The organism is Sphingomonas ginkgonis, from assembly GCF_003970925.1.
Classification (GTDB): domain Bacteria; phylum Pseudomonadota; class Alphaproteobacteria; order Sphingomonadales; family Sphingomonadaceae; genus Sphingomicrobium; species Sphingomicrobium ginkgonis.
Window position 1 is genome coordinate 2929983 of the sequence record NZ_RWJF01000001.1, and the last position, 25194, is coordinate 2955176.

The following is a 25194-nucleotide window of genomic DNA, read 5'->3' on the forward strand; positions in this document are numbered from 1 at the left end:
GACCGTCCGGGAAACAACGGCTCCTCTGTTTCAGGGGAGCCGTTTTTCCGTGAGAGCCATCGCCCGCGTCCTTCTGTCGACCGTCATCCTCGCCGCTGCCCCGCTCCAGGCGGAGCCGGCGAGCGGACCGTCCCGCTACCTGACCGGGGCGGACCTGTTCGGGCTGGAGTGGGCAAGCGACCCGCAGATCAGCCCGGACGGGCGGACGATCGCCTATGTCCGCCGCTCCAACGACATCATGACCGACCGGACCCGCTCGACCATCTGGCTGGTCGACACCGCGTCCGGCCAGCAGCGGCCGATGAGCGCCGGGGCGAGCCCGCGCTGGTCGCCCGACGGCACCCGTATCGCCTATGTCGCGCCGAGCGACGGCGGCGCGCAGATGTTCGTCCGCTGGGTGGCGAGCAGTGCCGACGCGCGGATCACCGGCCTCCCCAACTCGCCCGGCGCGCTGGCCTGGTCGCCTGACGGGAAGCGCATCGCCTACACCATGTTCGTGCCCGACGACGGGCCGAAGCTCGGCAGCGCGCCGGCCAAGCCCGAGGGGGCGAGATGGGCCGACCCGCTGCAGGTGATCACCGCGGTCACCTATCGCACCGATGACGAAGGCTATCTGAAGGCCGGCTATTCGCAGCTGTTCTGGGTGCCGGCGGACGGCGGGGCGCCGCGCCAGCTGACCTATGGCGCGACCGACGCGGGCGGGCCGGTGAGCTGGACCGCCGACGGTCGCTCGATTGTCTTTGCCGCCAACCTCGGAAAGGACTGGGCGCACCAGCCGCTCGAGAGCGAGATCTACCGCATCTCGATCGACGGCGGCGCGCCGGCCGCGCTGACCGACCGGCGCGGGCCCGATACCGCGCCGGTGGTCTCGCCGGACGGGCGCAAGGTGGCGTGGATCGGCTTCGACGACCGCCAGCTCGGCTACCAGAATGCGCGGCTGTCGGTGATGAACCTCGACGGGTCGGGCAAGCAGCTGCTGACCGGAAGCCTCGACCGCTCGGTCGAGAACCCGCGCTGGGCGGCCGACGGGCGCAGCCTTTACGTCAGCTACGACGACCATGGCAGCAAGCGCGTGGCGCGGGTCGGGCTGGACGGGCGAATGCAGACGGTCGCCACCGGGCTGACCGGCGGTGGGCTCGACCGGCCCTACTCGGGCGGCGAGTTCAGCGTGTCGCGGGGCGGCGCGGTGGCGGTGACCGTAGGCGACCCGCTCCACCCGTCCGACCTCGGGCTTGCCCGCGGCGACGGCGCGGTACGGCGGCTGACCAGCCTTAACTCGAGCTCGCTCGGGTTGAAGCAGCTCGGCGCGGTGACCAAGCTGCCGGTTTCCTCCAGCTTCGACCGGCGGCCGATCGACGCCTGGCTGGTGATGCCGCCCGACGCCCAGCCGGGGCGGCGCTACCCGATGATCCTGGAGATCCACGGCGGGCCGTTCAGCGCCTATGGGCCGAGCTTCTCGACCGACGACCAGCTCTACGCGGCGGCCGGCTACGCGGTGCTCTACACCAACCCGCGCGGCTCAACCTCCTACGGGGAGGATTTCGCCAACCTCATCGACAAGGCCTATCCCGGCCACGACTATGACGACCTGATGAGCGCGGTCGACGCGGCGATCGCGGGCGGCAACGTCGACCCCGACAATCTGTTCGTGACCGGCGGGTCGGGCGGCGGCGTGCTGACCGCGTGGATCGTCGGCAAGACCGATCGCTTCAAGGCGGCGGTGACCCAGAAGCCGGTGATCAACTGGTCGAGCTTCGCGCTGACCTCGGACGGGGCAAACTTCTACTCGCCCTACTGGTTCGCCAAGAAGCCGTGGGAGGATCCGCAGGGCTATTGGGCGCGCTCGCCGCTGAGCCTGGTCGGGAATGTGAAGACACCGACCGCGGTGGTGGTCGGAAGCGAGGATTATCGCACCCCCGACAGCGAGGCCGAACAATATTACGAAGCGCTGCAGCTGCGCGGCGTGCCGACGGCCTTCATCAAGGTGCCGGGCGCGAGCCATGGCGGGATCGCGGCGCGGCCCAGTCAGGCGGCGGCCAAGGCAAGCGCGATCATCGCCTGGTTCGACCGCTATCGGAACGGCTCGGCGGCGACTCGGACGGCGGCGAAATAGCGCGGAGGATCAGGCGCTTCCGTCAGGAGTGTGAGAGCGGTAGGGATACGCCTCCAGTCGCTGCATGAAGGCCGTCACGACCCGTGAACAAGTCCCTGCTCCTCGCCTCCGCCCTGCTCCTCCCGCTCTCCGCCGCGTCGGCCCAGACCGCCGGCCTGTTCGACCCGGCGCGCCTGTCCCGGCACGTGCAGACGCTCGGCTCCGATGCCTTCGAGGGTCGCGGCGTCGCGACACCGGCCGAAACCAAGACCGTCAACTATATCGTCGAGCAGTTCCGCGCCGCGGGACTCCAGCCGGGTGGCGACCCGGTGAACGGGCAGCGCGGCTGGGTCCAGAAGGTCCCGCTGCTCCAGTCCGACCTGACCGGCACGCCGACGGTGACGGTGCGGGCGGCGCGGGGCTCGCTGGCGCTGGCGCAGGGAACCGACATCGCGGTGCGCTCGCCGATGAACGGGCAGCAGCAGATCCGCCTCGCCAACGCGCCGCTCGTCTTCGTCGGCTACGGAGTCTCCGCGCCCGAGCGGCAGTGGGACGACTTCAAGGGCCAGAACGTCCGCGGCAAGATCCTCGTCGTGCTGGTCAACGACCCCGACTTCGAGGGCGGCGACGGACAGTTCGGCGGCAAGGCGATGACCTACTACGGCCGCTGGACCTACAAATATGAGGAAGCCGCCCGGCGCGGCGCGGCCGGGGTGATGATCGTCCACGAAACGGCGCCCGCAAGCTATGGCTGGAACACGGTCAAGAATTCGAACACCAACACGATGTTCGACATCGTCCGCGACAATCCGGCGGCGAGCCACACGCCGTTCGAGAGCTGGATCCAGCTCGACACCGCGCGCCGCATCTTCGCCGACGCCGGGCTGAACTTCGACCAGCTCAAGGCGACGGCGAAGCTGCGCAGCTTTCAGCCGGTCGACCTCAAGGCGGCCGCGACCGTCAGCGCCGATGCGACCGCCAAGGTGATCGCCTCGCAGAACGCCGTCGGGCTGCTGCCCGGCAAGCGCCGGCCGGACGAGACGGTGATCTATTCGGGACACTGGGACCATCTCGGCATCGGCCTGCCGGATGCGCGCGGCGACCGGATCTACAATGGCGCAGTCGACAACGCGACCGGGATCAGCCAGCTGATCGAGCAGGCCCGTGCCTTCGCGCGCGAACCGCGGCCCGACCGCAGCCTCGTCTTCCTCGCCGTCACCGCCGAGGAGAAGGGACTGCTCGGCTCCGAATATTACGCCCAGCACCCGCTCTACGACCCCGCCAAGACGGTTGGCGTGATCAACACCGACTCGATGGGGGTGAACGGGCCGGCGCGTGACTTCTCCATCTCGGGCACCGCCAAGCTCGGGCTGCTCGACGACCTGGTGGCGGAAGGCGCACGGCTGAACCGCCGCTTCACCCCCGACCCGCACCCGGAAAGCGGCGGCTTCTACCGCTCGGACCATTTCTCGATGGCGAAGGTCGGCATCCCGGCAATCTCCTTCCGCTCCGGACTCGACCTGGTGAACGGCGGGACGGCGCGGGGCGAAGCGCTGGCGAAGGAATATACGACCCTGCGCTACCACCAGCCGGCGGACGAGTTCTCGCCCAGCTGGGACTTCAGCGGGATGGTCGCCGACGCGACGCTGCTGCACCGGGTCGGGCTTCGGCTCGCCAATTCGACCGAGTGGCCGAACTGGAGCGCCGACAGCGAGTTCCGCGCCGCCCGCGACCGCAGCGCGGCGGCGCGTGGCCAAGGCGGAAATGCGGTGCCGGCGCCGTCTGCGATGCCGGCTTCCGCGCCTGCGCCGACCCGCGGCGAGCGCGGCTAGGAAGCAGCGGGTGGTCGCGGGCACCTGCCCCGGCGACCCGGCTTGCCTTCGGGCACGGACAGGCGGACAGATGGATCGTCACAAGGGGAGACGATCATGGCCGAGCTCATCTTCTACACCAATCCGCAGTCGCGCGGGCAGACCGTGCGGTGGATGCTCGAAGAGGTCGGCGCGCCCTACGACGTTCAATATCTCGACTATGCGACATCGCTGAAGGCGGAGCCGTACCTGTCGGTCAATCCGATGGGCAAGATCCCGGCGATCCGCCACGGCGACAAGGTGGTGACGGAAGTGGCGGCGATCTGCTGCTACCTCGCCGACGCCTTCCCGGCGGCGAACCTCGCGCCGGCGCCCGAGAACCGCGCCGCCTATTACCGCTACATCTTCTTCGCTTCGGGGCCGATCGAGGCTGCGTTCAGTAACAAGGCCGCGGGTTGGGCGCCGAGCGAGCAGCTCCAGCGCATGTTCGGCTACGGCAACTTCGACCTCGCGACCGGCGTGCTGGAGAAGCTGCTGACCGGCCGCGACTATATCAGCGAAAACCGCTTCACCGCCGCCGACCTGTTCGTCGGGGCGATGGTCAACTTCATGCTCCGTTTCAAGCTGCTGGAGCCGACGCCGGTGTTCACGGATTATATCGCTCGGGTGACCGATCGTGAAGCCTACCGCCGGGCCGTGGCGCTCGACGAGCAGGCAGGGCACGAGCTCGCCCCGACAGGCTGAAGGGAGCGAGACGATGAACGACGACATCCGCCAGCAGGCGATCCGCCTCTATGATCGCTTCACCCACGAAGGGCTCGAGCGGCGGGACTTCATGGCGCAGATGGTTCGCCTGACCGGGAGCGCGGCGGCGGCCAACCTGCTGGTCGGCAGCATCGCCGCGAGCGCTCAGGCCAAGCCGCTCAGCGACCCGGCCGACAAGCGGCTGCGCACCGCGACGATGAAGCTTTCCCTCCCGGGCGGGCTTCCGGCCTACACGACCTATGTCGCCGAGCCGGTCCGCGGGGCGCGCGGGACGGTGATGGTGATCCACGAGAACCGCGGGCTCAACGATCATATCCGCGATGTCGCGCGCCGCCTCGCGCTCGCCGGCTTCCATGTCGTCGCGCCCGACTTCCTCACCCCGTCGGGCGGTACCCCTGCCAACGAGGATCAGGCGCGCGACCTGATCGGCAAGCTCGACATGGCGTCCGCGACCCGCGATGCGGTGGCGATCGTCACCCAACTGCAGAAGCGGCCTGGCGGGAACGGCAAGGTCGGCGCGGTCGGTTTCTGCTGGGGCGGCGGCTTCGTCGACCGGCTGGCGGTGAATGCCGGCCAGCACCTGGCGGCCGGAGTGGCCTATTACGGCCCCGCCCCCGCACCGGCCGAGGCGGCCAGGGTCGAGGCGCCGCTGCTGCTCCACTATGCCGGGCTGGACGAGCGGGTTGACGCGACGGGCAAGCCGTGGGTCGCCGCGCTCCAGGCCGCGCACAAGCCGGTCGAGAGCTACACCTACCCGGGGGTCAACCACGCCTTCAACAACGACACCTCAGCGGACCGCTACAACAAGCCGGCGGCCGACCTCGCCTGGGGGCGCACCCTCGCCTTCCTGAAGCGGCACCTGGCCTGACGGAACCGGCCTCGGGCGCAAGTAGACCCATTGCAGATCGATACCGCTTGCACCTATGCCGGCCCGATGCTTGACCAAGGCACTTCTCGGAACGACGAGGCGGAGGGCCTTTCCGCCCTCCCGCTCGGCAGCGGCGACTGGTCGCTGGAGATGCTGTCGGCGGTGCTCGACCAGAGCAGCGACTGCATCAAGGTCATCGGCCCTACCGGAACGCTCGACTTCATGAACCGCAACGGCCGTTGCGCGATGCACATCGATGATTTCAACAGCGTCGCCGGGCTACCGTGGTGGGAGCTGTGGCCGCCAGAGTCCCAGTCGTTGGTCAAGGATGCGGTCGAGCGGGTCCGGCGCGGTGAGAACCATCGCTTCGAGGCTTATTGCCCGACCGCCAAAGGTGCGCCGAGATGGTGGGAGGTCTCCGCCTCGCCGCTCCGTGACGGCAACGGCGACTTGCGCGGGATCATCTCCGTTTCCCGCAACATCACCGAGCGCGTCCGGGCGCACGAGATCCGCGACGCCGCGGTGGAGGAGATACGGCACCGGCTCCAGAATGCTTACACGCTGATCGGCGCGCTGGTGACCGCCACCGCGCGGGGTTCGGACGAGCGCGAGGCGTTTGCGCGCGAAACGCTCGAGCGGCTCCAGCGGCTCGGCGCGGCGCAACAGATGCTTCTCGATCCCGGGCGCGACGGGCCCGTCCCACTGAGGACGCTGGTGGAGCGGCTGACGCGGCCCTTTGCTCCCCCCGGATGCGACTTCACGATCGCCACCATGCCCGACTGCTTGCTGACCGAAGATAGCGTCCGGGCCCTGGCGCTTGCCCTGGGCGAACTGGGGACAAACAGCAGCAAATATGGCGCTTTCGGGCGGGGCGGTTCGGTGACGCTCAGCGCAACGCTGACGGGGAGCGAACTGGTCCTGATCTGGTCGGAGCGCGCGGCAAGCGACCGTTCCGCCGTTGCTCCTCCGGGAAGCGGAAAGGGCTTGCGGCTGATCGAGCGTGCTCTTCAGGCCAGGGGAGGTCGGTGCGAGATGACCTGGATCGACGACCGGCTCGAGGCAAGGATCACCCTGCCGAACGATTGAGCCTGACAGGACTCCAGCAAGGCTGACAAAAGGAAGGCCCGGCGGATTTCTCCGCCGAGCCTCTGTCCCTTTCAAGCGATGGACGGCGCCTAGCGGCGGTCGCCCATGAAGCGAAGGAGGAACAGGAACATGTTGATGAAGTCGAGGTAGAGCTGAAGCGCGCCGATCACCGCGCTCTTCGTCATCGCCGCGCCCTGGCCAGCGACGGCGAAGTAGGTGCTCTTGATCCGCTGCGTGTCATAGGCAGTGAGGCCCGCGAAGAGCAGCACGCCGATGGCGCTGATCGCCAGGTTGAGCGCCGGCGACTTCAGGAACATGTTGAGCAGCATCGCGACGAACAGGCCGACGACGCCCATGATCAGGAAGGTGCCGAAGCCCGACAGGTCCTTCTTGGTCGTGTAGCCGAACAGGCTGAGGCCGAGGAAGGCGGCGGCGGTGGCGAAGAAGGTCTGCGCGATCGAGGTCCCGGTGTAGACCAGGAACAGGGTCGACAGCGACACGCCGAGCAGGCCGGCATAGGCCCAGAACAGGCCCTGCGCCGTGCCGGACGAGATGCGGTTGATCCCGATCTGCAGCCACATCACGACGCCGAGCGGCGCGAACAGCGCGACCCAGTAGAGCAGCGAGGGACCGCCGGTCGCGGGATTGAACAGCGAGTTGACCATGCCGCTCTGCACGAACAGCAGCGCGACAATGCCGGTCAGCAGCACGCCCGAGGCCATGTAGTTGTAGACGGACAGCATGTAGGACCGCAGGCCCGCGTCGCGGGCGGCGCGCGGCACGCCGACGGTGGCGGCGTTCACACCGGCATTGCGCGGGTCAGACCAGTTCGGCATTGCACACTCCTTGACCGGAGCCGAAGAGCGGCCCCGAAACCGCTCTTATATCGTCCAATCACCTCTGTGCTTCAAGAGAGGGCGGGAGCGTTGCGCTGTCCGCCGGGTTAAGCTCGCGACATGCACCGCCTGTTCGTCGCTCTCGTGCCCCCGGAGCCGGTCCGCGACCACTTGCTCGACATCGCCGAGGAGAGCGAGGGATTGCGCTGGGTGGGCGAGGACAATCTCCATCTCACGCTGCGGTTCATCGGGGAGGTGGAGCGTCCTCTTGCCGAGGATCTAGCCGCGGCACTCGCAACGGTGCGCAGCCCCGCCTTCGCGCTCCGGCTAGCGGGCGTCGGGACCTTCGATCGGCGCGGCGGTGGCGCGCTGTGGGCCGCGGTTCAGCCACGAGAGGCGGTGGCGCAGCTCGCCGCCAAGATCGACCGGGCCTGCTCGCAGGCGGGGCTGGAGCCCGAGCATCGCGCCTTCCATCCCCATCTCACGCTGGCCCGTTGGAACGGCCGCCGCCCGGGCTCCGTTCCGGCGCTGCTCGAGCAATGGCGCGGCCTCCCTTCCGATCCCTTCGAGGTGGCAGAGTTCACCCTGTTCGAGAGCCGTCTTTCGCGTCACGGAGCCCATTATGAAGCCATTGCATCTCAACCGCTTGTTTGAACCGAGCGGCCGGCTTCCCATATGGTTCGCGGGCTGCCGTTGACCCCGGGGCACGGCTCTTCTAGCAACAAGAACAAAATTGGAACGAAGTAGCGCCGATGCTGACCCATATCTCTGTTCGTGGAGCCCGTGAGCATAATCTGAAGGGCGTGTCGGTCGACATCCCGCGCGAGAGCCTGACGGTGATCACCGGCCTGTCCGGGTCGGGCAAGTCGAGCCTCGCCTTCGACACCATCTACGCCGAAGGGCAGCGCCGCTACGTCGAATCGCTGAGCGCCTATGCGCGCCAGTTCCTCGAGATGATGCAGAAGCCGGACGTCGAGCATATCGACGGCCTCTCGCCGGCCATCTCGATCGAGCAGAAGACCACCAGCCGGAACCCCCGCTCGACGGTCGCGACCGTGACCGAGATCTACGACTATATGCGCCTGCTGTGGGCGCGGGTCGGAATCCCCTACTCGCCCGCGACCGGCGAGCCGATCTCCGCGCAGACCGTCAGCCAGATGGTCGACCGGACCATGGGGCTGCCGGAAGGAAGCCGCCACTATCTGCTCGCGCCGGTCGTGCGGGGCCGCAAGGGCGAGTACCGCAAGGAGCTCGCCGAATGGCAGAAGGCGGGCTTCACCCGGGTCCGCATCGACGGCAGCTTCTACGAGATCGACGAGGCGCCCTCGCTCGACAAGAAGTACAAGCACGACATCGAGGTGGTGGTCGACCGGATCGTCGTTCGCGAGGGGGTGGAGAGCCGTCTCGCCGACAGTTTCGAGACCGCGCTCAAGCTGGCGGAGGGCCTCGCCTATCTCGACCTGGCCGACCCGGCACCCAAAGTGTCCGACGAGGTGGGCCTTGCCGAAGGACCGAACAGCGGGGCGGTCGAAGGCGGCGACACGGAGAGCGGATCGCGACGGACCGGGGTTGCCGCCACGCTGCAGGCGGCGCACGAGCGCGCGGCGCTGGCCGACAACGCTCCTGTCGGGCGGATCGTCTTTTCGGAGAAGTTCGCCTGCCCGGTATCCGGCTTCACCATCGCCGAAATCGAGCCGCGACTGTTCAGCTTCAATGCCCCGCAGGGCGCCTGCCCGGGGTGCGACGGGCTGGGCGAGAAGATGGAGTTCGACGAGGACCTCGTCGTTCCCAATCACGCGCTCAGCCTCGCCAAGGGTGCGGTCGTGCCCTGGGCCAAGTCGCAGCCACCCTCGCCCTACTACATGCAGGTGCTTTCCAGCCTGGCGCGCGCCTTCGGCTTCTCGCTCGACACGGCGTGGGGCGAGCTGCCGGAGGAAGCGCAGCGGGTGGTGCTTCGCGGCACCGGCGGCAAGGCGGTTCCGCTCCGCTTCGTCGACGGGCGCAAGAGCTACGAGGTCAAGAAGCCGTTCGAGGGCGTGCTCGGCAACCTCCAGCGGCGGATGAGTTCGACCGAGAGCGCGTGGATGCGGGAGGAGCTCAGCCGCTATCAGGCCAGCCGGCCATGCGAGGTCTGCCAGGGCGCCCGGCTCAAGCCGGAAGCATTGTCGGTGAAGATCGCGGGGGAGCACATTTCCGGCGCAGCGCAGCGCTCGGTCGCCGATGCGCTTGCCTGGTTCACCACGCTGGAAGAAAAGCTCACGCCCACGCAGCGCGAGATCGCCAAGGCGATCCTCAAGGAGATCAACGAGCGGCTCGGCTTCCTCGACAATGTCGGGCTGGACTATCTCAACCTGAACCGAACCAGCGGCACGCTGTCGGGCGGTGAGAGCCAGCGTATCCGGCTGGCTTCGCAGATCGGGTCGGGACTGTCCGGAGTGCTCTATGTTCTCGACGAGCCGTCGATCGGGCTCCACCAGAAGGACAACGACCGGCTACTTGAAACGCTGAAGCGGCTGAAGAGCCTCGGCAACACCGTGCTGGTGGTCGAGCATGACGAGGATGCGATCCGGACGGCCGACCACATCATCGACATGGGTCCGGGCGCCGGTGTTCACGGTGGCGACGTGGTCTTCTCGGGAACGCTGCCGCAGCTGCTGGGCTGCGAGGGCAGCGTCACCGCCGATTACCTCACCGGCCGCCGCTCGGTCCCGCTCCCGGCCAAGCGCCGCAAGGGCAGCGGCAAGAAGCTGACCGTGCACGGCGCGCGCGAGAACAATCTGCGCAACGTCACCGCGTCGATCCCGCTCGGCACCTTCACCTGCGTCACCGGCGTGTCCGGCTCGGGCAAGTCGAGCTTCACCATCGACACGCTCTACGCGGCGGCCGCGCGTGGGCTGAACGGCGCCCGGATCCTCGCCGGCAAACACGACAAGGTCACCGGGCTCGAGAACCTCGACAAGGTGATCGACATCGACCAGTCGCCGATCGGCCGCACGCCCCGATCCAACCCCGCCACCTACACCGGCGCCTTCACCAACATTCGTGACTGGTTCGCCGGGCTGCCCGAGGCACAGGCGCGCGGCTACAAGTCCGGACGCTTCTCGTTCAACGTGAAGGGCGGTCGCTGCGAAGCCTGCCAGGGCGACGGCGTTCTCAAGATCGAGATGCACTTTCTCCCCGACGTCTATGTCACCTGCGACGTCTGCCACGGCCAGCGCTACAATCGCGAGACGCTCGAGGTGAAGTTCAAGGGACAGTCGATCGCCGACGTCCTCGACATGACCGTCGAGGACGCCGCGGAGTTCTTCAAGGCTGTCCCGTCGATCCGCGACAAGATGGCGATGCTGGTGGAAGTGGGGCTGGGCTATGTGAAGGTCGGCCAGCAGGCGACCACGCTGTCGGGCGGCGAGGCGCAGCGCGTCAAGCTTGCGAAGGAGCTGTCGCGCCGGGCGACGGGCAACACCCTCTACATCCTCGACGAGCCGACGACGGGGCTTCACTTCGAGGACGTCCGCAAGCTGCTCGAGGTGCTCCACGCGCTCGTCGAGCAGGGCAACACCGTGGTGGTGATCGAGCACAACCTCGACGTCATCAAGACGGCGGACTGGGTGCTGGATCTCGGGCCGGAGGGCGGCGTCAAGGGCGGGGAGATCGTCGCCACGGGCACGCCCGAAGCGATCGCGGCCGAGCCTCGCAGCGCGACCGGCCATTACCTCCGGCCGCTCTTGGCGAAGAGCGAGCCGCCGGTCGAAGCCGCGGTCATGCCGCTCAAGCGGAAGAGCGGAGCCCGGGCGCGCGCTACGGCGTAAGGCGCAGCTCGACCCGCCGGTTCTGGACCTCGCGGACACCGTCCTCGGTCGGCACCGGCGCGTCCTGCTCGCCATGCGGGCGCGGTATGATCGACGTGCGTGGAACGCCGCGAGCGACCAGGGCGGCGGTGATTCCGCTCAAGCGCCTGACGGTGATCCTTCGGTTGGTCGCGGCTGACCCCGACCGATCCGAGTAGCCGTCGATCGCCAGGCGTCCGCCCTCGCTTGTCCAGCGTGCCGCAACCGCATCGAGCAGCGGCAAGGTTTCCGGCCTGAGCTCGGTCCGGCCCCAATCGAAGAACAGCATGTCGATGGGCGGCTGGGCTGTCGCGAGATCGGCGGCCATTGCGACCGCGAGAAGGGAGCTGAGCACCCGTTACTCCTGGCAACGATCCGGCGCGGCCAGTTTAGGCCGCCATCTTCGACACGCAACAAAAAACCGGTCCCAGCTGCGAGGCTGGGACCGGTCCTTTGTTCGTCCGAAGCTTAGCCGCGCTCGGGTGCCGGCGGCGGCGGCGGCGGCGGCGGCGGCGGCGGCGGGGTCGGGCACACCGCGGTCACCGGGATCACCGAACCGTCATAGCAGGTCTGGGTCTGGACCGGCGGGGGCGGAGGCGGCGGGGGCGGCGGCGGAGGCGGCGGGGGCGGCGGCGGCGTGAAGAAGTTGTACGTCAGGCTCAGCAGGAGCGAGTGCGTGACAAGCTTCGTCCGCAGGTCGATGGGGACATTGTTCCCGTTGACACCCGTCAGATTGTAGCGGGCCGTCCGGAAGTAGCGATACTTCAGGCCGAGATCGACGTTCGGGGTCAGCGCGCGGCGGATGCCGGCGATACCCTGATAGGCGAAGACAGAGTCGCTGCCGCTGAACGACTGGGTCGTCGTGGCCAGGCCGACGGCGACGCGGTTCTTGACGCGAGCGACACCGACACCCGGACCGACAAAGCCGCTCCAGCCTTCACCGTTACCGAAGTCGATCAGGGCGTTGCCCATGGCCGACCAGGCCGAAGTGCGACCATCGATGGTGTAGGTCGAGTTGATCGGCAGGAAGGTCGGCTGGGCGCGGATACCATCGAGCGACGCCCGCTTGTAGCCAACCTCACCCTCGACCCGGACGAAGCCGAAGTCGTATCCGGCGACTGCGTCGACATCATAGCCGACCTTGTGATTCAGCTTGAAAGCCTGATCGGTCGTGACACCATTCACGGTGGACCGGAAATACTGGTCCTGAATCAGCATGCCGCCGCCTTCAAGACCCACGTACAGGCTACCGTCGCGGGCGAATGCCGGTGATGCAATCACCGTCGAAGCGAGTGCCATGGCTATGGCAAGCGTTCGCATAGAAATCCCCTTTCGAATACGTCTTGGACCAACAACGCGCTTTGCTTATGGGAGGCGCTGTCACGACGCAAGAACGCCCACGGGCAAACTGTGGCGGGCACGACACAGTTTGCGTGCGAACCGCAGCGAATTGGTGTGTTGTCAGGCCGCAATCAATCCATGCTGGCGGAGTGCCGCAAGGACGCTGGCCAGCGCGGCCCGGCACGGCAGGTCCTGCACGCTGCCACCGGCGGGATCGGCGATGGCTGCAGCCTGCCCCGCCAGAACCTGCTTGCCGTCGATATGGACAGCCTTGGCGTTGATGCGTCCAAGGAGCCACTGGCCACCCGCAAACAGGGCAACGCAATTGTCCGCGCGGACAAACAGCTGCATTCCCTCTGTCGGCTGCAGGAAGCGCCACCCGCCGGCCGTGTAGCCGGCGATCTGGTGGGTCCGCCCCGCGAACGCACCGGTTGGTGCGGAGCCCACGACATAGGCCTCCCCCGCCGAGGGACTGGCCGGAGGCGACTGTGCTCCCAGCGCCATGACGGCCGGGGCGACGAGAAAATCCAGCGATTGAAGGGCTTCGTTGTGGGTGACCTCCTTCTGGGCCTGGCTCGCAATTCGAGAGCGTTCCTTGCATGTACCCAATCAGCGTGACGATGTCAAGCGGTTTTGTACCGCTCCGGTTAGTAGCCCATCAGCGCCAGCACTTCCCGGCGGCTCCTCTCGTCCTCGCGGAAGACCCCCATCATCCGGCTCGTCGTCATCATCACGCCCGGCGTGTTCACCCCGCGCGCGGTCATGCAGGCATGGCTCGCCTCGATCACCACCGCCACGCCGCGCGGCTGGAGATGCTCCCAGATGCAGTCGGCGACCTGCGCGGTCAGCCGCTCCTGAACCTGCAGCCGCCGGGCGAAGCCGTGCAGCACGCGCGCGAGCTTGGAGATGCCGACCACCCGGTCCCCGGGCAGATAGGCGATCGCGGCCTTGCCGATGATCGGCGCCATGTGGTGCTCGCAATGCGATTGGAACGGGATGTCGCGCAGCAGCACGATCTCGTCATAGCCGCCGACCTCCTCGAAGGTCCGCGACAGGTGAAGCGCCGGGTCCTCGCCATAGCCGCGCGCATATTCCTTCCACGCACGGGCAACCCGCTTGGGCGTGTCGGTCAGTCCCTCCCGCGCGGGATCGTCTCCGGCCCAGCGGATAAGGGTGCGGACCGCCTCGGCCACTTCGTCCGGGATGGGGATCTTCTTGACGTCCTGGACCAGGTCGCCGTCGTCAGGACTCGCGTTCATTCACCCATTCTCCCGCAATGTCGTCGGCGACTGCCTTCACCTGGTGTCGGATATCGGGAACGGCGACCATTTCCCAGAACTGCGCCTTGGCCATCGGGCCCAGCGCCCAGATCCCCCTGCCGGCCCGGCTCCGAGCGTCGGTGGCGAGGCTCAGCCGGAGCGGATCGGGCGCGACGTCCCCGGCGTCGAGCAGGCCGCGCAGCAGCGCGTCGCGGGTCCGGTCGATGCGGCCGAGCGGCCCCGTGCAGTTGATCACCAGCGCATGCTCTCCGACGAGCTCGCCGCCGCCCCGCCGAGCGATCGTCGCCGTGATCACGTTGCCGCTGTCCGCCAGCGAGCGGATCCGCCCCGCCTCGACCACCAGCCGTCCCTCGTAGCGCAGCGCGGCGAGCGTCGCGCCGATCTGCGGGCGATGCGGTGGCGGTGGATGTCCCACCATGGCCGCGCGTGGCGCAGGAAGCGGCGGCGGTCGGCTTCGCTCAGCGACTGCCACAGCGCGTGGCTGTGCGGGCGGAGCGCGTCGACGCAGCTGCGCCAGTCGCGCAGCCGGGTCTCGCAGCGGACGTGCCGCCACAGGCGCATAAGGCTGCCGAACGGCGGCGGCGCGATCTCCTCGGGGATGGCGCGGCGGTCGAAGCGGTGGGACTGCGGGACGAGGCCGCGGCGCGAGACGGCGGTGATCGTCCCGCGGTGGCCATGGGCCTCGAGCGAGAGGACGCTGTCGATCATGGTGAGGCCGGTGCCGATCAGCAGCACCGGCCGGTCCTCGCGCGCGGCCCTGGCGAGGTCGGCCTCGGCCGCCGCCGTCCACGGATTGTTGTGGTAGCGCGGCGGCTGCAGCGCCTCGGTTCCGGGCAGCGGCTCGGGCGGCTGGTTGCCCTGCGCGAGCACCAGCAGGTCGGCGCGAAGCGCGCTGCCGTCGTCGAGCCGCACCGTCCAGCCGCCGTCCGCGTCCCGCTCGGCGCCGACGGCGCGGGCCGGGGCGACGGTCACCCGCTCGGGCGACAGGCCGGCGCGGATGTGCTGCAGATAGGCGCGATAGTCGCGGCGCGGGGCGAAGGCGTCGGCGGTCCCGAACCAGCTAGCGAAATGGTCGGGCTCGTCCGCCCACGCGCTCATCTGCCCCGCCGCGACGTTCAGCAGGTGCCGCGGCTCGTCGGTCGCGTAGGCGACCCCCACGGCAACCCTCTCTTCCACCACCACACACCCGATCCCGCGCCGGTCGAGGTGGGCAGCCAGCATGAACCCGCTGAAACCGCCCCCGATGATCGCAACGACGACGCGCCGGTCGTCAGATCTCATATTCAGGCCAGGCTTGCGGATCGGAGGCGCCGGCGCGGCGCTGGGTCATGTGCCGGTGAAGCGACATGACCGTGCGGCCCGCCGTTTCGGTGAACCACCCCGGCACCACCGCGTGGACGAGACACGCCGCCCCCGCGCCGATCATCCGGCAACCGATGGCGACCGCCCCTGCGCCGTGGCCGGCCCAGCTCATCCCCAGCGTGCGTGGATGAGCGACGAACAGCTTGTCCCAAGAGGACGCCTTGCGACTCACGATCCCTCCGTCCTTGGTGGCCCCGGCAGGACTCGAACCTGCGACCTGCGGTTTAGGAAACCGTCGCTCTATCCTGCTGAGCTACGGAGCCACCCGTCCCGGATAAGAGGCGGCGCCCGGAAGATCAATCGACCACGACGGGCGAAGGAATGACTCGCCGGTGGTTCAGCGCGGGGACCCGCGACCGTGTCGCCGCGATCTGTTCCAGCTGCACGTCGACGAACGCCAGTCCGGGCTGATCCTCCATCTCGAGCAGCACTTCGCCCCACGGTCCGGTCACCAGAGAATGCCCATAGGTCTCCCTCCCATCCTCGTGGCGACCAGCCTGAGCGGCGGCGACGACGAACACACCCGCCTCGATCGCACGCGCCCGCAGGAGGATTTGCCAGTGCGCCTGACCGGTCGGGACCGTGAAGGCCGCGGGCACGGCGATCGTGTCCGCGCCGGCCTCAGCCAGCGAGGCGAACAAGGCGGGGAAACGCAGGTCGTAGCAGATCGTCAGGCCCAGGGCGCCCACGGGCGTGTTGCGCACCACGGTCGTCGCGTCGCCCGCTTCGTAGGACGCCGACTCCCGCCAGCTTTCGCCGGTCGGAAGGTCGACGTCGAACAGGTGCATCTTGTCGTACCGCGCCCTGATCGCGCCCGTGTCGTCGATCAGGAAGGAGCGGTTCGCGAGCTTTCCAGCGGCCGTGCGGACGGCCAGCGAGCCGAGATGTACCCAGATCCCGTGCCGCGCCGCCGCCTCGCGCGCATCGGCAAGAACCCGATCCTCCCCTTCGCTCCGCAGCCGGGTTGCCGAACGCGCGCGGTCACGATCGAGGAGGTTGCTCATCTCGGGCGTGAACAGCATCGCCGCGCCGCCCGCCGTAGCGCGCGACACGGCATCCGTCAGGGCATCGGCGTTGCGGTCCGGATCGATCCCGGTCTGCGCTTGGTAGAGAGCGATGAGGGCCATCAGGCCGCCAGCAGTTCGTCGAGACGCCCCTGGCGCTCGAGGGCGAACAGATCGTCGCAGCCGCCGACATGCTGGTCGTCGATGAAGATCTGCGGAACCGTCATTCGGCCCGCCCGCTGGATCATCTCCTCGCGCTTCGGGCCGCCTGCATCGATGTTGTACGCGACCAGGTCTACGCCCTTGTGGGCAAGAAGCTGCTGCGCCCGCACGCAGTAGGGACAGGTGGTTTTCAGATACATTTCGACTTTGGCCACAATCAAACTCCAGGGTTGATGATGTCCCTAACGCGCGAACGGCGCGGGGCGAAGCACGCGCGCCCAACCGATCAGCTCGACCCGGGCAGCGCCGGCCTTCTTGAGCGCCCGTGCACAGGATGAGCACGTGCTGCCAGTGGTATAGACATCGTCGACCAGAACGATGGTTCGGCCCGCAATGTCGTGCTCAGGCCTGACGGCGAAGGCACCGGCGACCGCCTTTCGCCGCTGCAGCGCGGTCAAGCCTCGCAGCGACGGGGTCGGCCGGGTGCGGCGGAGCAGCTGCTTCTCGACCCGGGCGCCGGTCCCGCGGGCAAGCGCCTCGGCGATCAGCACCGCCTGATTGAACCCCCGCTTCCACAAACGTCCGCGGTGCAGCGGCACGGGCACGAGGACGATGTCATCGCCCGTCAGCAATGGGCGCATGTAGCGGGCCATCGCTCGCGCCACCGCGATCTTGCGGCCGTATTTCAGCTTCATTGCCACCTGCCGGCTGATGTCGCCATATTCCACGGCAGCCCTTATCCGGTCGATCCGGGGCGGCCTCGCCAGGCAAGCGCCGCACGTGTCGACTTCCGTTCCCTCGAGCGGCAGGCCGCAGATGGTACAACCCTCGGCCGGAAGAAAGTTGAGCGCGGTCCAGCAGGTCGCGCAGAAGACGCCGACCTCTGCCACGATCTCGCCGCACGCGACGCAGCGTGCCGGCAGGCTGAAGTCCAGCACCCGACGCCCGGCTTCTCGCAAGAATGCGCGCATGAATGCCTTGTCGCCGAGTGCGGACATGCGCACAAGCCCGGGCCATGGCTTCCCCTCTCTTCGACCGCGAGGCGCTGGAACTTCGCCGACGCCGCGCCGCCGGACGTCCCGGGCGCTTCTTCGCGGACCGCGTGATCGATGACCTGCGCGAGCGAGCCGAGCTCGAGCCCCGCCGGCTTGATCGAGTGCTGGTGCTCGGCATCGCCCCGGGCAGTGGGCTCGACCATGTGGCGGCGCAGGTCGATCGACTTGAGCTCGGCCAGGAACTCGAACTCGCGCAACGGCTGTCGACTTACGATGCCATCTTCTGCCTCGGCCTGCTCGATACCAGCGACCAGGTCGAATTGCTGGTGACGATGATGCGTCAGGCGCTCCGGCCGGATGGGGTTTTCCTGGCAGCCTTTCCGGGGAACGACACCTTGCCCGTCCTGCGCCAGGCGACAATCCTCGCCGATCAGGCCTGCGGCAGGGGCACTGCAGCTCGCACCCATCCGCGGATCGCAGCGGCGTCGATCCCGGCCCTGCTCGGCTCGGCGGGGTTCGGGAGCGTGGTCGTCGACGTGGACCGCATGAGGCTTCGCTACCGCAGTTTCGCGGCGCTGGTGGCCGATCTCAGGGATGCCGCGGCCACCAACGTCCTGGCCGAGCGTCCGAAGCACCCCAATCCCTGTTTCGCACCAGCACTGGCGGCCGCTTACGCTGCACTCGGCGACGAGCAGGGCACGCTCGAAACGATCGAGATCGTCCACGTCTTTGCCCGCGCCGGACAAGGCTGATGAGCCGTTAATCCTTCACTGAAGGGAAGTTGTTAACCCCCTCTATTTAGTTGGCGCACAGTGGACGTGGACCAGAGGAGGGTGGCGTGAGCGCTATCCCAAGAATGTTGCGCAGCTTCTGCGCGGACGATCGTGGTGCAACCGCGATCGAATACGGGCTCATTGCCTCGCTGATCGTCATCGCGATCATGGGGGGCATGGCAAATCTCGGGGGCGGGTCCAATGGCATGTGGACCCGCATTCAGAACGCCGTCCTGAACAGCAATTGAGGCAGAAACGCCGGCGCGCGTGACCGCAGCCGGGTTCAGCCGATGGCGAGGAACTTGGAGCGACGCTGAGCGAGCAGGTCGGCGGGGCTGAGGTCGGTCAGCTGCGCAAGCTCCTCGAGCAACGCGGTCTTGAGGAGGTGGATGGCTTCGTTCGGCTCGCGGTGAGCCCCGCCGACCGGCTCGGGCACGATCCGGTCGACGACGCCGAGCTGGCGCAGGTCGGACGAGGTAACCCGCATCGCTTCCGCCGCGTCCGCCGCCTTGTCCGCGGTCCGCCACAGGATCGACGCGCAGCCTTCGGGCGAAATCACCGAATAGACGGCGTGCTCCATCATCAGCACCCGGTTGGCCGCGGCGATGGCGACCGCGCCGCCCGAGCCGCCCTCCCCGACCACGACCGCCAGCAGCGGTACCTTCAGCTTCAGGCACTGCTCGGTCGATCGGGCGATCGCCTCCGCCTGCCCGCGCTCCTCCGCCTGCACTCCGGGAAAGGCACCGGGCGTATCGACCAGCGTGATGATCGGCAGCCCGAAACGGTCGGCAAGGTCCATCAGCCGGATCGCCTTGCGATAGCCTTCCGGCTTGGCCATCCCGAAATTGTGGCGCAGCCGGGTCGCGGTATCGTCGCCCTTCTCGTGGCCGAGGATCAAAACCCGCTGCCCGTCGATCCGGGCGAGACCGCCGACCAGCGCCGGATCGTCGGCGAACGCCCGGTCGCCGCCGAGCGGAAGGAAGTCGTCGGCGAGGCCCGCGACATAATCCTTGAAGTGCGGCCGGTCCGGATGGCGGGCCACCAGCGTCTTTTGCCACGGCGTCAGCCGCGCGTAGGTGTCCTTGAGCAGTCGGTTCGACTTGGCCTCGAGCCGCTCGACCTCGGCGTCGATGTCGATTGAACCGGAGCTCGCCGTTTCGCGGAGTTCCCGGACCCTGCTTTCCAGTTCGGCGATGGGCTTCTCGAAGTCGAGGTAATTCAGCATGGTGGGCGGGCCTAGGCTCGGCTCGCCGCAAGGTCAACGCGTTCGGTCGCTCAGCGGATGACGGCTGTTCACCAGCTGCACCAGCCGTCCGCTGTCGACGTGCGTGTAGATCTGGGTGGTGGCGATGTCGGCATGCCCGAGCAGCGCCTGGAGGACGCGCAGGTCCGCGCCGCCGCCGAGCAGATGCGTGGCGAACGCATGGCGAAGCACGTGCGGGCTGACTCGGTCCGTCGCGATCCCGGCCAGACCCGCCATCTGCCGGATGATCTGGAACAGCCGGACCCGGCTGAGGTGCGACTTGCCCGACGGGAACAGCCATGGGCTGTCAGTCGGGACGAACGTCAGCCAGCGACGGACGCTGTCCTGGGCGCGCGAGGAGATTGGCACCAGCCGCTCCTTGCCGCCCTTGCCCTTGATGATCATGAACGGCTGTTCCCGCCGCATCGCTTGGCGGGGAAGACTGACCAGCTCGGTGGCGCGCAGACCCGACCCGTAGAGCAGCTCGAGTAGAGCAAGATTGCGGACTGCGAGGAACTCATCCGACTGGGCGCGCAGTTCCGCCTCGCGGAACAGTCGCTCGACCTCACCTTCGTCGAGGATGCGCGGGAGCGGTCGCTGCGTGATCGGCCGCGGCAGCGCGGCGGAAGGATCGTCCGGACGAAGCCCGTCGTCGAGCAGGAAGCCATAGAAGCGGCGCAGCGCCGCGGCCCGGCGCGCGACCGTGGCCGGCGCCAACTCCGCCCATGCTGCGCCGAGGCGGCCGAGGTCCTCGGGTGACGCAGTGCCGATATCGCTCAGCGCATCACCGGCCGCCTCGAGGTCGCGCCGGTACGCCAGCAGCGTATTCCTCGCGGCGCCAGCTTCCGCTGCCAGCATCTCGCAGAACCGGTCGACCAGGGCCCGGTCCGCCGGGCTCACGAACGGGCGAGCGCCTCGGCCGCGAGCATCCGCGCCTCGAAGTCGAGCCCGACGGCACTCAGCGCAGTGACCGCGTGAAGAAGGTTCGCCGCCGGCACCCGCGCGAAGCTGTTGGTCTGCATGCCGCTCGCCGCAAGCAGCAGGACGGTCGCCGTCTGGCCGCGGCGCGCGGCGCCATCGATGAGGCGCGACCATGACCCGGTCTCGCCCAGACCTAGGTCGTTGCGCGACGACAGCCGGTTGGCTTCCCCGACGTCGATCCGCCCCAGCCCCGCCAGGCCGGCGACCAGCAAGGCGCTACGCTGGTGATAGCGGCTGTCGTCGCGGCCGATGAAGTCGTTGGCGCGCCCGGCGCTGACGTCGACCCCGCTGCCCTCCGTGCCGAGCGCCAGCAACGCCCAGGCGCGATCGCCCTTCTCGCCATCCATCTGGCGAACCGCGGAGGCCCACCGCCCGGCCTGCTGGTCGAGCCCGCCCGCCAGCATGGAGGCGATGAGGTTGACCGCATCGTCCTGCAGGCCCGGGTCGGGCCGGATCGCCGCGGCCGCGCGCGCGAGGAGCGACCAGGACGCGGCGAGCTGCAGCGGCTCCTTGTCGCGCTGGCCCCACAGCTTGCGCATCGCGCCGAGGCGCGTTTTCTCGTCCCGCCCGGCGAAGGCCATCCGCACCTGCCAGGCATCGGTGTCGCCGAGATCGGACGGATCGGTGGCGTCGTAGATGCTGGAATAGGTGTCGACCAGCGCGTTGGACGAGAAGACGCCCAGCCCGGTCGCGACCCGCGCCGCCGGCAGCCGCTGCTCCGCCGACAGCATCGGCGCGCGGGCCTGCCAGGCCATCATTCGTGCCGGCGCCGCGTTCATCAGCCGCTCGGGCGGCAGCAGGCCGGTGGCGGTCGCCATTCCAAAGCGCCAGTTGCTGAGGTCCGACACCGGATCCCAGTCGATGCTGATCGCCTTGGCGGTATTGGTGCCCGCCCCGACCACCTTGCCGGCCAGTTGCAGGTCGATCCCGCCGACCCGCCCGCGGCGCCGCAGCGCGTCGATCTGGGAAGAGGCGGTGTCGGCCGACCCTGACAGCGCGGCGCAGATCGCCTGGACGACCGGCTGGACATTGTCCTCGACGCCCTTGAGGTGCGGCTGCAGCGGGCAGAGCGCGGCGGCGTCCCCGTTCGCCAGCGCGGCCTGCACCGCGACCTGGGTCATCTTGGGCGTGAAATTGTCGGTGTCGACGCTGCTGACGAGCAGCCGGGCCGCGTCCGCCTCGCCGAGGCGAAGGAGCAGCCAGGCGCGCTCCGCCGCCCAATCGACCGGGTTGACGTTGCGCGGGGCCGGGACGCGCGCGATCAGCGCATTGCGCAACCCGATGTGCAGCCAGCGAGAGGGCAGCGGCGTGTCCAGGCGGCGCATCAGGGTCGATAGGAAGGCGCCGCTCGCGGCCCCCCACGGCTGCGCGCCGAGCCCAAAGCTGTGCGGATCGGCGATTCCGGCGATGCGCGGGGCGCGGCGCGCGAACTCCGGGATCTCGACCGGCGGCGGTGGCGGCGGGAGGTTCAGCTCCTCGACGTCGCTGTCGCTCGACACCAGCAGCTGGTCGCCCTCATCCGCCTCGCTGGCCGCAGGCGCGGCGGAGGTCGTCGTCGTGGCCGGCGGCGGAGAGGTCGAAGCCGCGCTGTTGTTGGCGGGCTGCTGCTCGTTCGCCTCGAATCCGGGCGGCAGGATCGAGGCCGGCCGGTCCTGCGCTACCGCCAGCACCGGCAGCGCGCCGGCACCGAGCAGCGTGGCGACCAGCAGTCCCTTAGCGAGTCGGCGCACTGGAGACGTCAACCTCGATCGGGCGGGTCGGGACCTCATGGGCGCGCCTCGAGAGGAAGAAGGCTCCACCGATGATCACCAGGAGAAGAATGACGAGGGTCAGGGCGCCGCGCGGCATGATTGGTCCTGCAGGTGAACGAAGAGCGGCCTTTTGCCGAGCCGGGAGCGCTGTGTATAGCCCCTGTCGGGATGAACCGCGCCGTGCCCCGCCTTGACCGATCGATCGTGCTGGTCGGGATGATGGGCGCCGGCAAGTCGACCATCGGCCGTCGCCTCGCCAGGCGGCTCGCGGTCGAGTTCGTCGACAGCGACGTCGAGATTGAGAAGACCACCGGCCTCAAAACCAGCGAGCTGTTCGAGCTGTACGGCGAGGACGCGTTCCGCGACGGCGAGCGGCGGGTAGTCGCGCGGCTGGTCCAAGGACGTCCGCGGGTGATCGCGACCGGCGGCGGCGCCTTCAACCACCCCGACACGCGCAGCCTGCTCAACCGGCAGGCGATCACCGTCTGGCTCGACGCGCCGATCGAGGTGCTCGCCGAACGGACCCGCCGCCGCGACAACCGTCCGCTTCTCCGCAGCGGCAACCGGGTCGAGATCCTCCAGCAGCTGATGACCCAGCGCGCGGCCTTCTACGCGCAGGCGCATGTCCGAGTACCGACCAGCGACTCGCCGCACCAGGAGGTGGTCGAGGCGGTGGTCACCGCGGTGTCGGCGCATCTGAACGGCTGAGCTCCGCCGCCTCGAGCGCGGCGATCAGCGCGTCGAATGGCAGCAGCACCGCGGCGTGGCGAGCCGGCTTGCCGACGACGGGAGCGAGCAGCTCGAACTCGGGCCAGCCCGCCTCCCCGCGCCCGGCGAGCCAATCGGCCACCCGGGACCGGGCGCCGCGGATCTCGGCGCCGCTGCGTCCCGCCGCATGCCGTGCGACCAGCGTCGCCGAGGCCTGCCCGAAGGCGCACGCCTGCACCTCCTGCGAGAGCGCCTCCACCGTTCCATCGGCGGCCAGCCGGACAGCGGCGACGATCCGGCTGCCGCAGGTCGGCGATCGCCGCTCGCCACGGCCGTGCGGATCGGCGACCGACGGCTGCGGCGCGCTGGTCGCCAGCCGGAGAATGTCGATCGTGTAAAGCGGCGAGCTCACGCCCGGCGCCAGCTGGTGCCCTGCGGCCCGTCCTCGAGCAATATGCCGTCAGCCGCCAGTTCCGCCCGGATGCGGTCGGCCTCGGCGAAGTCGCGCGCCTTCTTGGCGGCGGCACGGGCGGCAATCCGTTCATCGATGGCGCTGCTGTCGCCCTCGCCGCGGAACCAGTCGTCGGCGCTGCCGGTCAGCAGGCCGAGCAGGGCCGCGCTGGCCCGGAGCGTGGCGGCATCGTCGATCGCCGCCAGCCGCGACAGCGCCAGCGGGGTGTTGAGGTCGTCCGACAAAGCCTCGACCACGCCCGCGTCGACCTGCCCGTTCTCGGCGCTGCCGGCGGCCCGATAGAGCCGGTCGAGGGTTGCCCGGCTCTGCGCCACCAGCGCCTCGGTCCACGGCAGCGGCTGGCGATAGTGGGCGGACAGCAGGGCCAGCCGCAGCGTCTCGCCCTTGTGCCCCCGCGCCAGCAGCTCGTTGGGCGTGACCACGTTGCCCAGGCTCTTCGACATCTTCTCCGCGCCGAAATCGACGAAGCCGTTGTGCACCCAGTAGCGGGCGAGCGGCGCGCCACCATGGGCACAGCGGCTCTGCGCGATTTCGTTCTCGTGGTGCGGAAAGATGAGGTCGAGCCCGCCGCCGTGAATGTCGATCGTCTCGCCGAGGTGCGCGCGGATCATCGCAGAGCACTCGATGTGCCAGCCCGGGCGTCCGCGGCCCCATGGGCTGTCCCAGCCGATCACCCCCTCTGCGCTCGGCTTCCACAGCACGAAGTCGGCGGGGTCGCGCTTGTAGGGCGCGACCTCGACCCGCGCCCCGGCGACCATCGCCTCGCGGTCGCGGCGGCTGAGCGCGCCATAGCTGGGGTCGCTCGGCACCGAGAAGAGGACATGGCCTTCCGCCGCATAGGCATGGCCGCGCCCGACCAGCTCGGCGATCATCGCCACCATCGGCGCGATCTCGGCGGTCGCGTGGGGCGCGATGGTCGGGGGAGCGACGCCGAGCGCGCCCATGTCCTCGAGATAGCGGCGCTCGAACCGCTCGGTGATCACCGCCGGCTCGACCCCTTCCGCCTCCGCGGCCGCGATGATCTTGTCGTCGACGTCGGTGACGTTGCGGGCATAGACGAGGCTGTCCGCGCCATAGGTGTGGCGGATCAGCCGGGCGAGCGTGTCGAACACCACCGCCGGCCGGGCATTGCCGATGTGGGCGCGGCCGTAGACCGTCGGGCCGCACACATACATGGTGATCCGGCTAGGATCGGCGGGCTCAAACGGGCGCTTGGCCCGGGCCATCGTGTCGTGAAGCTGGATCATGCTTTCTTCTGGGCGAGGCGGCGCGTCTCGATCCAGTTGACCGTGGCGCGCCCGGTGGCGTTCAGCAAAGGATAGGTGCGGCTGGTCCGCATCCAGTCGGGCCGGTCGGCATTGCCGCCGTAGACGATGTCGGTCGCGAAATTGGCCAGCAGGAAGAAGAGGGTCGCCCCGACCAGCCCCTTGAGCATCCCGAACCCGCCGCCGAGCACCCGGTCGACCGGCCCGAGCACCGACTTGCGCGCGGTCCGCCCGGCCAGCCGGGCGAGCAGCCGGACCGCGACATAGACCGGCAGGAACAGCAGCGCGAAGGCCAGCAGCGACGCGCCGCCGGGGCTCGCCCGATGCGACAACCAGACCGCGAGGTCGGCATGAAACAGCTTCAGCGCGACAATCCCGGCGATCCACGCGGCGAGCGCGAGCGCTTCCTGCACGAAGCCGCGCACGAACCCGATCAGGGTCCCGCCGCCCAGCAGCAGGAGGACAAAGACGTCGAGCGCGGTCACGGGTGGGTCGCTAGCAAAGCTCGATGCGGGTGGCGAGGGTGGGCGGCCTGTTCAGCATTCACGCAGAAACCCAATGGACAGGTCCCC

General features: G+C 69.0%; 28 protein-coding genes and 1 tRNA gene. 10 read left to right on the top strand and 19 right to left on the bottom strand.

Going from position 1 to position 25194, the window contains the following annotated elements; translation table 11 throughout:
• Positions 1-49 precede the first annotated feature (49 nt).
• The 5 genes from HMF7854_RS14095 (at position 50) to HMF7854_RS14115 (ending at position 6622) form a co-directional block, all read left to right on the top strand.
• Positions 50-2113: a prolyl oligopeptidase family serine peptidase gene (locus HMF7854_RS14095; RefSeq protein WP_420822367.1), complete on the top strand. Its 2064-nt coding sequence runs from the start codon at positions 50-52 to the stop codon at positions 2111-2113.
• 83 nt (positions 2114-2196) lie between these two features.
• Complete coding sequence (locus HMF7854_RS14100; RefSeq protein WP_126719779.1) at positions 2197-3924, top strand: M28 family metallopeptidase; 1728 nt, start codon at positions 2197-2199, stop codon at positions 3922-3924.
• A gap of 96 nt (positions 3925-4020) precedes the next feature.
• Positions 4021-4647 (top strand): glutathione S-transferase family protein, encoded by a 627-nt coding sequence (locus tag HMF7854_RS14105; protein WP_126719780.1) that lies wholly within the window; start codon positions 4021-4023, stop codon positions 4645-4647.
• A gap of 13 nt (positions 4648-4660) precedes the next feature.
• Positions 4661-5536, top strand: a complete 876-nt coding sequence (locus tag HMF7854_RS14110; RefSeq protein WP_126719781.1) for a dienelactone hydrolase family protein — start codon at positions 4661-4663, stop codon at positions 5534-5536.
• Positions 5537-5602: 66 nt separating this feature from the next.
• Positions 5603-6622 (top strand): sensor histidine kinase, encoded by a 1020-nt coding sequence (locus HMF7854_RS14115; protein ID WP_126719782.1) that lies wholly within the window; start codon positions 5603-5605, stop codon positions 6620-6622.
• Between the two features lie 89 nt (positions 6623-6711).
• On the opposite strand, the gene HMF7854_RS14120 is transcribed toward HMF7854_RS14115, so the two are convergent.
• Positions 6712-7458, bottom strand: coding sequence for a Bax inhibitor-1/YccA family protein (locus tag HMF7854_RS14120; protein ID WP_126719783.1), 747 nt, complete (start codon positions 7456-7458; stop codon positions 6712-6714).
• Positions 7459-7578: 120 nt separating this feature from the next.
• On the opposite strand from HMF7854_RS14120, the gene thpR reads away from it, so the two are divergent.
• The gene (gene thpR / locus HMF7854_RS14125) at positions 7579-8112 is read left to right on the top strand and encodes an RNA 2',3'-cyclic phosphodiesterase (RefSeq protein ID WP_126719784.1); all 534 of its coding nucleotides are present in this window, start codon (positions 7579-7581) and stop codon (positions 8110-8112) included.
• 98 nt (positions 8113-8210) lie between these two features.
• Positions 8211-11267, top strand: a complete 3057-nt coding sequence (uvrA, locus tag HMF7854_RS14130) for an excinuclease ABC subunit UvrA (RefSeq protein WP_126719785.1) — start codon at positions 8211-8213, stop codon at positions 11265-11267.
• On the opposite strand, the gene HMF7854_RS14135 is transcribed toward uvrA, so the two are convergent.
• From HMF7854_RS14135 to HMF7854_RS14180, 11 genes are all read right to left on the bottom strand, one after another.
• The gene (locus tag HMF7854_RS14135; protein ID WP_126719786.1) at positions 11257-11613 is read right to left on the bottom strand and encodes an OmpA family protein; all 357 of its coding nucleotides are present in this window, start codon (positions 11611-11613) and stop codon (positions 11257-11259) included. The two genes, uvrA and HMF7854_RS14135, sit on opposite strands and share 11 nt — an antisense overlap.
• Positions 11614-11753: 140 nt before the next feature.
• Positions 11754-12584: an outer membrane protein gene (locus tag HMF7854_RS14140; RefSeq protein ID WP_185829293.1), complete on the bottom strand. Its 831-nt coding sequence runs from the start codon at positions 12582-12584 to the stop codon at positions 11754-11756.
• A gap of 162 nt (positions 12585-12746) precedes the next feature.
• On the bottom strand, positions 12747-13235 hold the full coding sequence (locus HMF7854_RS14145; RefSeq protein ID WP_126719788.1) for a DUF2793 domain-containing protein: 489 nt from the start codon (positions 13233-13235) through the stop codon (positions 12747-12749).
• A gap of 38 nt (positions 13236-13273) precedes the next feature.
• Positions 13274-13885 carry a GTP cyclohydrolase I FolE gene (gene folE, locus HMF7854_RS14150; protein WP_126719789.1) on the bottom strand — a complete coding sequence of 204 codons (612 nt, stop codon included), beginning with the start codon at positions 13883-13885 and terminating at the stop codon, positions 13274-13276.
• Positions 13869-14246, bottom strand: a complete 378-nt coding sequence (locus HMF7854_RS15870) for an FAD/NAD(P)-binding protein (RefSeq protein ID WP_185829294.1) — start codon at positions 14244-14246, stop codon at positions 13869-13871. Before HMF7854_RS15870 ends, folE begins: the two co-directional genes overlap by 17 nt.
• Positions 14198-15187, bottom strand: a complete 990-nt coding sequence (locus tag HMF7854_RS14155; protein WP_126719790.1) for an FAD/NAD(P)-binding protein — start codon at positions 15185-15187, stop codon at positions 14198-14200. Before HMF7854_RS14155 ends, HMF7854_RS15870 begins: the two co-directional genes overlap by 49 nt.
• The gene (locus HMF7854_RS14160) at positions 15177-15440 is read right to left on the bottom strand and encodes a DUF6356 family protein (RefSeq protein WP_126719791.1); all 264 of its coding nucleotides are present in this window, start codon (positions 15438-15440) and stop codon (positions 15177-15179) included. Before HMF7854_RS14160 ends, HMF7854_RS14155 begins: the two co-directional genes overlap by 11 nt.
• A gap of 14 nt (positions 15441-15454) precedes the next feature.
• Positions 15455-15531 (bottom strand) — tRNA-Arg (locus HMF7854_RS14165).
• Positions 15532-15564: 33 nt separating this feature from the next.
• Positions 15565-16395, bottom strand: coding sequence for a carbon-nitrogen hydrolase family protein (locus HMF7854_RS14170; protein WP_126719792.1), 831 nt, complete (start codon positions 16393-16395; stop codon positions 15565-15567).
• Entirely contained in the window at positions 16395-16649 is a 255-nt protein-coding gene (gene grxC / locus HMF7854_RS14175) for a glutaredoxin 3 (RefSeq protein ID WP_126719793.1), read from the bottom strand. The genes HMF7854_RS14170 and grxC overlap by 1 nt, the downstream gene beginning before the upstream one ends.
• A 27-nt stretch (positions 16650-16676) precedes the next feature.
• The gene (locus tag HMF7854_RS14180) at positions 16677-17405 is read right to left on the bottom strand and encodes a ComF family protein (protein WP_185829295.1); all 729 of its coding nucleotides are present in this window, start codon (positions 17403-17405) and stop codon (positions 16677-16679) included.
• 131 nt (positions 17406-17536) lie between these two features.
• On the opposite strand from HMF7854_RS14180, the gene HMF7854_RS14185 reads away from it, so the two are divergent.
• A complete protein-coding gene (locus tag HMF7854_RS14185; RefSeq protein WP_126719795.1) occupies positions 17537-18181 on the top strand; it encodes a class I SAM-dependent methyltransferase in 645 nt (214 codons plus the stop codon).
• Between the two features lie 86 nt (positions 18182-18267).
• On the top strand, positions 18268-18450 hold the full coding sequence (locus HMF7854_RS14190) for a Flp family type IVb pilin (RefSeq protein ID WP_239016998.1): 183 nt from the start codon (positions 18268-18270) through the stop codon (positions 18448-18450).
• Positions 18451-18485: 35 nt separating this feature from the next.
• Here HMF7854_RS14190 and HMF7854_RS14195 read toward each other — a convergent pair whose 3' ends face one another.
• The 4 genes from HMF7854_RS14195 to HMF7854_RS16200 are packed head-to-tail and all read right to left on the bottom strand — an operon-like array spanning position 18486 to position 22274.
• A complete protein-coding gene (locus HMF7854_RS14195) occupies positions 18486-19427 on the bottom strand; it encodes an acetyl-CoA carboxylase carboxyltransferase subunit alpha (protein WP_126719796.1) in 942 nt (313 codons plus the stop codon).
• Positions 19428-19460: 33 nt separating this feature from the next.
• A complete protein-coding gene (locus HMF7854_RS14200) occupies positions 19461-20345 on the bottom strand; it encodes a tyrosine recombinase (RefSeq protein WP_275402013.1) in 885 nt (294 codons plus the stop codon).
• Positions 20342-22156, bottom strand: coding sequence for a hypothetical protein (locus HMF7854_RS16125; protein WP_239016999.1), 1815 nt, complete (start codon positions 22154-22156; stop codon positions 20342-20344). The genes HMF7854_RS14200 and HMF7854_RS16125 overlap by 4 nt, the downstream gene beginning before the upstream one ends.
• Positions 22140-22274, bottom strand: a complete 135-nt coding sequence (locus HMF7854_RS16200; protein WP_275402014.1) for a hypothetical protein — start codon at positions 22272-22274, stop codon at positions 22140-22142. The genes HMF7854_RS16125 and HMF7854_RS16200 overlap by 17 nt, the downstream gene beginning before the upstream one ends.
• Positions 22275-22357: 83 nt before the next feature.
• On the opposite strand from HMF7854_RS16200, the gene HMF7854_RS14205 reads away from it, so the two are divergent.
• On the top strand, positions 22358-22885 hold the full coding sequence (locus tag HMF7854_RS14205; protein WP_239017000.1) for a shikimate kinase: 528 nt from the start codon (positions 22358-22360) through the stop codon (positions 22883-22885).
• On the opposite strand, the gene HMF7854_RS14210 is transcribed toward HMF7854_RS14205, so the two are convergent.
• From HMF7854_RS14210 to HMF7854_RS14220, 3 genes are read right to left on the bottom strand one after another with little or no spacing between them, the layout of a single operon-like run.
• Complete coding sequence (locus HMF7854_RS14210) at positions 22854-23297, bottom strand: iron-sulfur cluster assembly scaffold protein (RefSeq protein WP_126719799.1); 444 nt, start codon at positions 23295-23297, stop codon at positions 22854-22856. The two genes, HMF7854_RS14205 and HMF7854_RS14210, sit on opposite strands and share 32 nt — an antisense overlap.
• The gene (cysS, locus tag HMF7854_RS14215; RefSeq protein WP_126719800.1) at positions 23294-24604 is read right to left on the bottom strand and encodes a cysteine--tRNA ligase; all 1311 of its coding nucleotides are present in this window, start codon (positions 24602-24604) and stop codon (positions 23294-23296) included. Before cysS ends, HMF7854_RS14210 begins: the two co-directional genes overlap by 4 nt.
• Complete coding sequence (locus HMF7854_RS14220) at positions 24601-25107, bottom strand: CvpA family protein (protein WP_126719801.1); 507 nt, start codon at positions 25105-25107, stop codon at positions 24601-24603. The genes cysS and HMF7854_RS14220 overlap by 4 nt, the downstream gene beginning before the upstream one ends.
• Between the last annotated feature and the right edge of the window lie 87 nt (positions 25108-25194).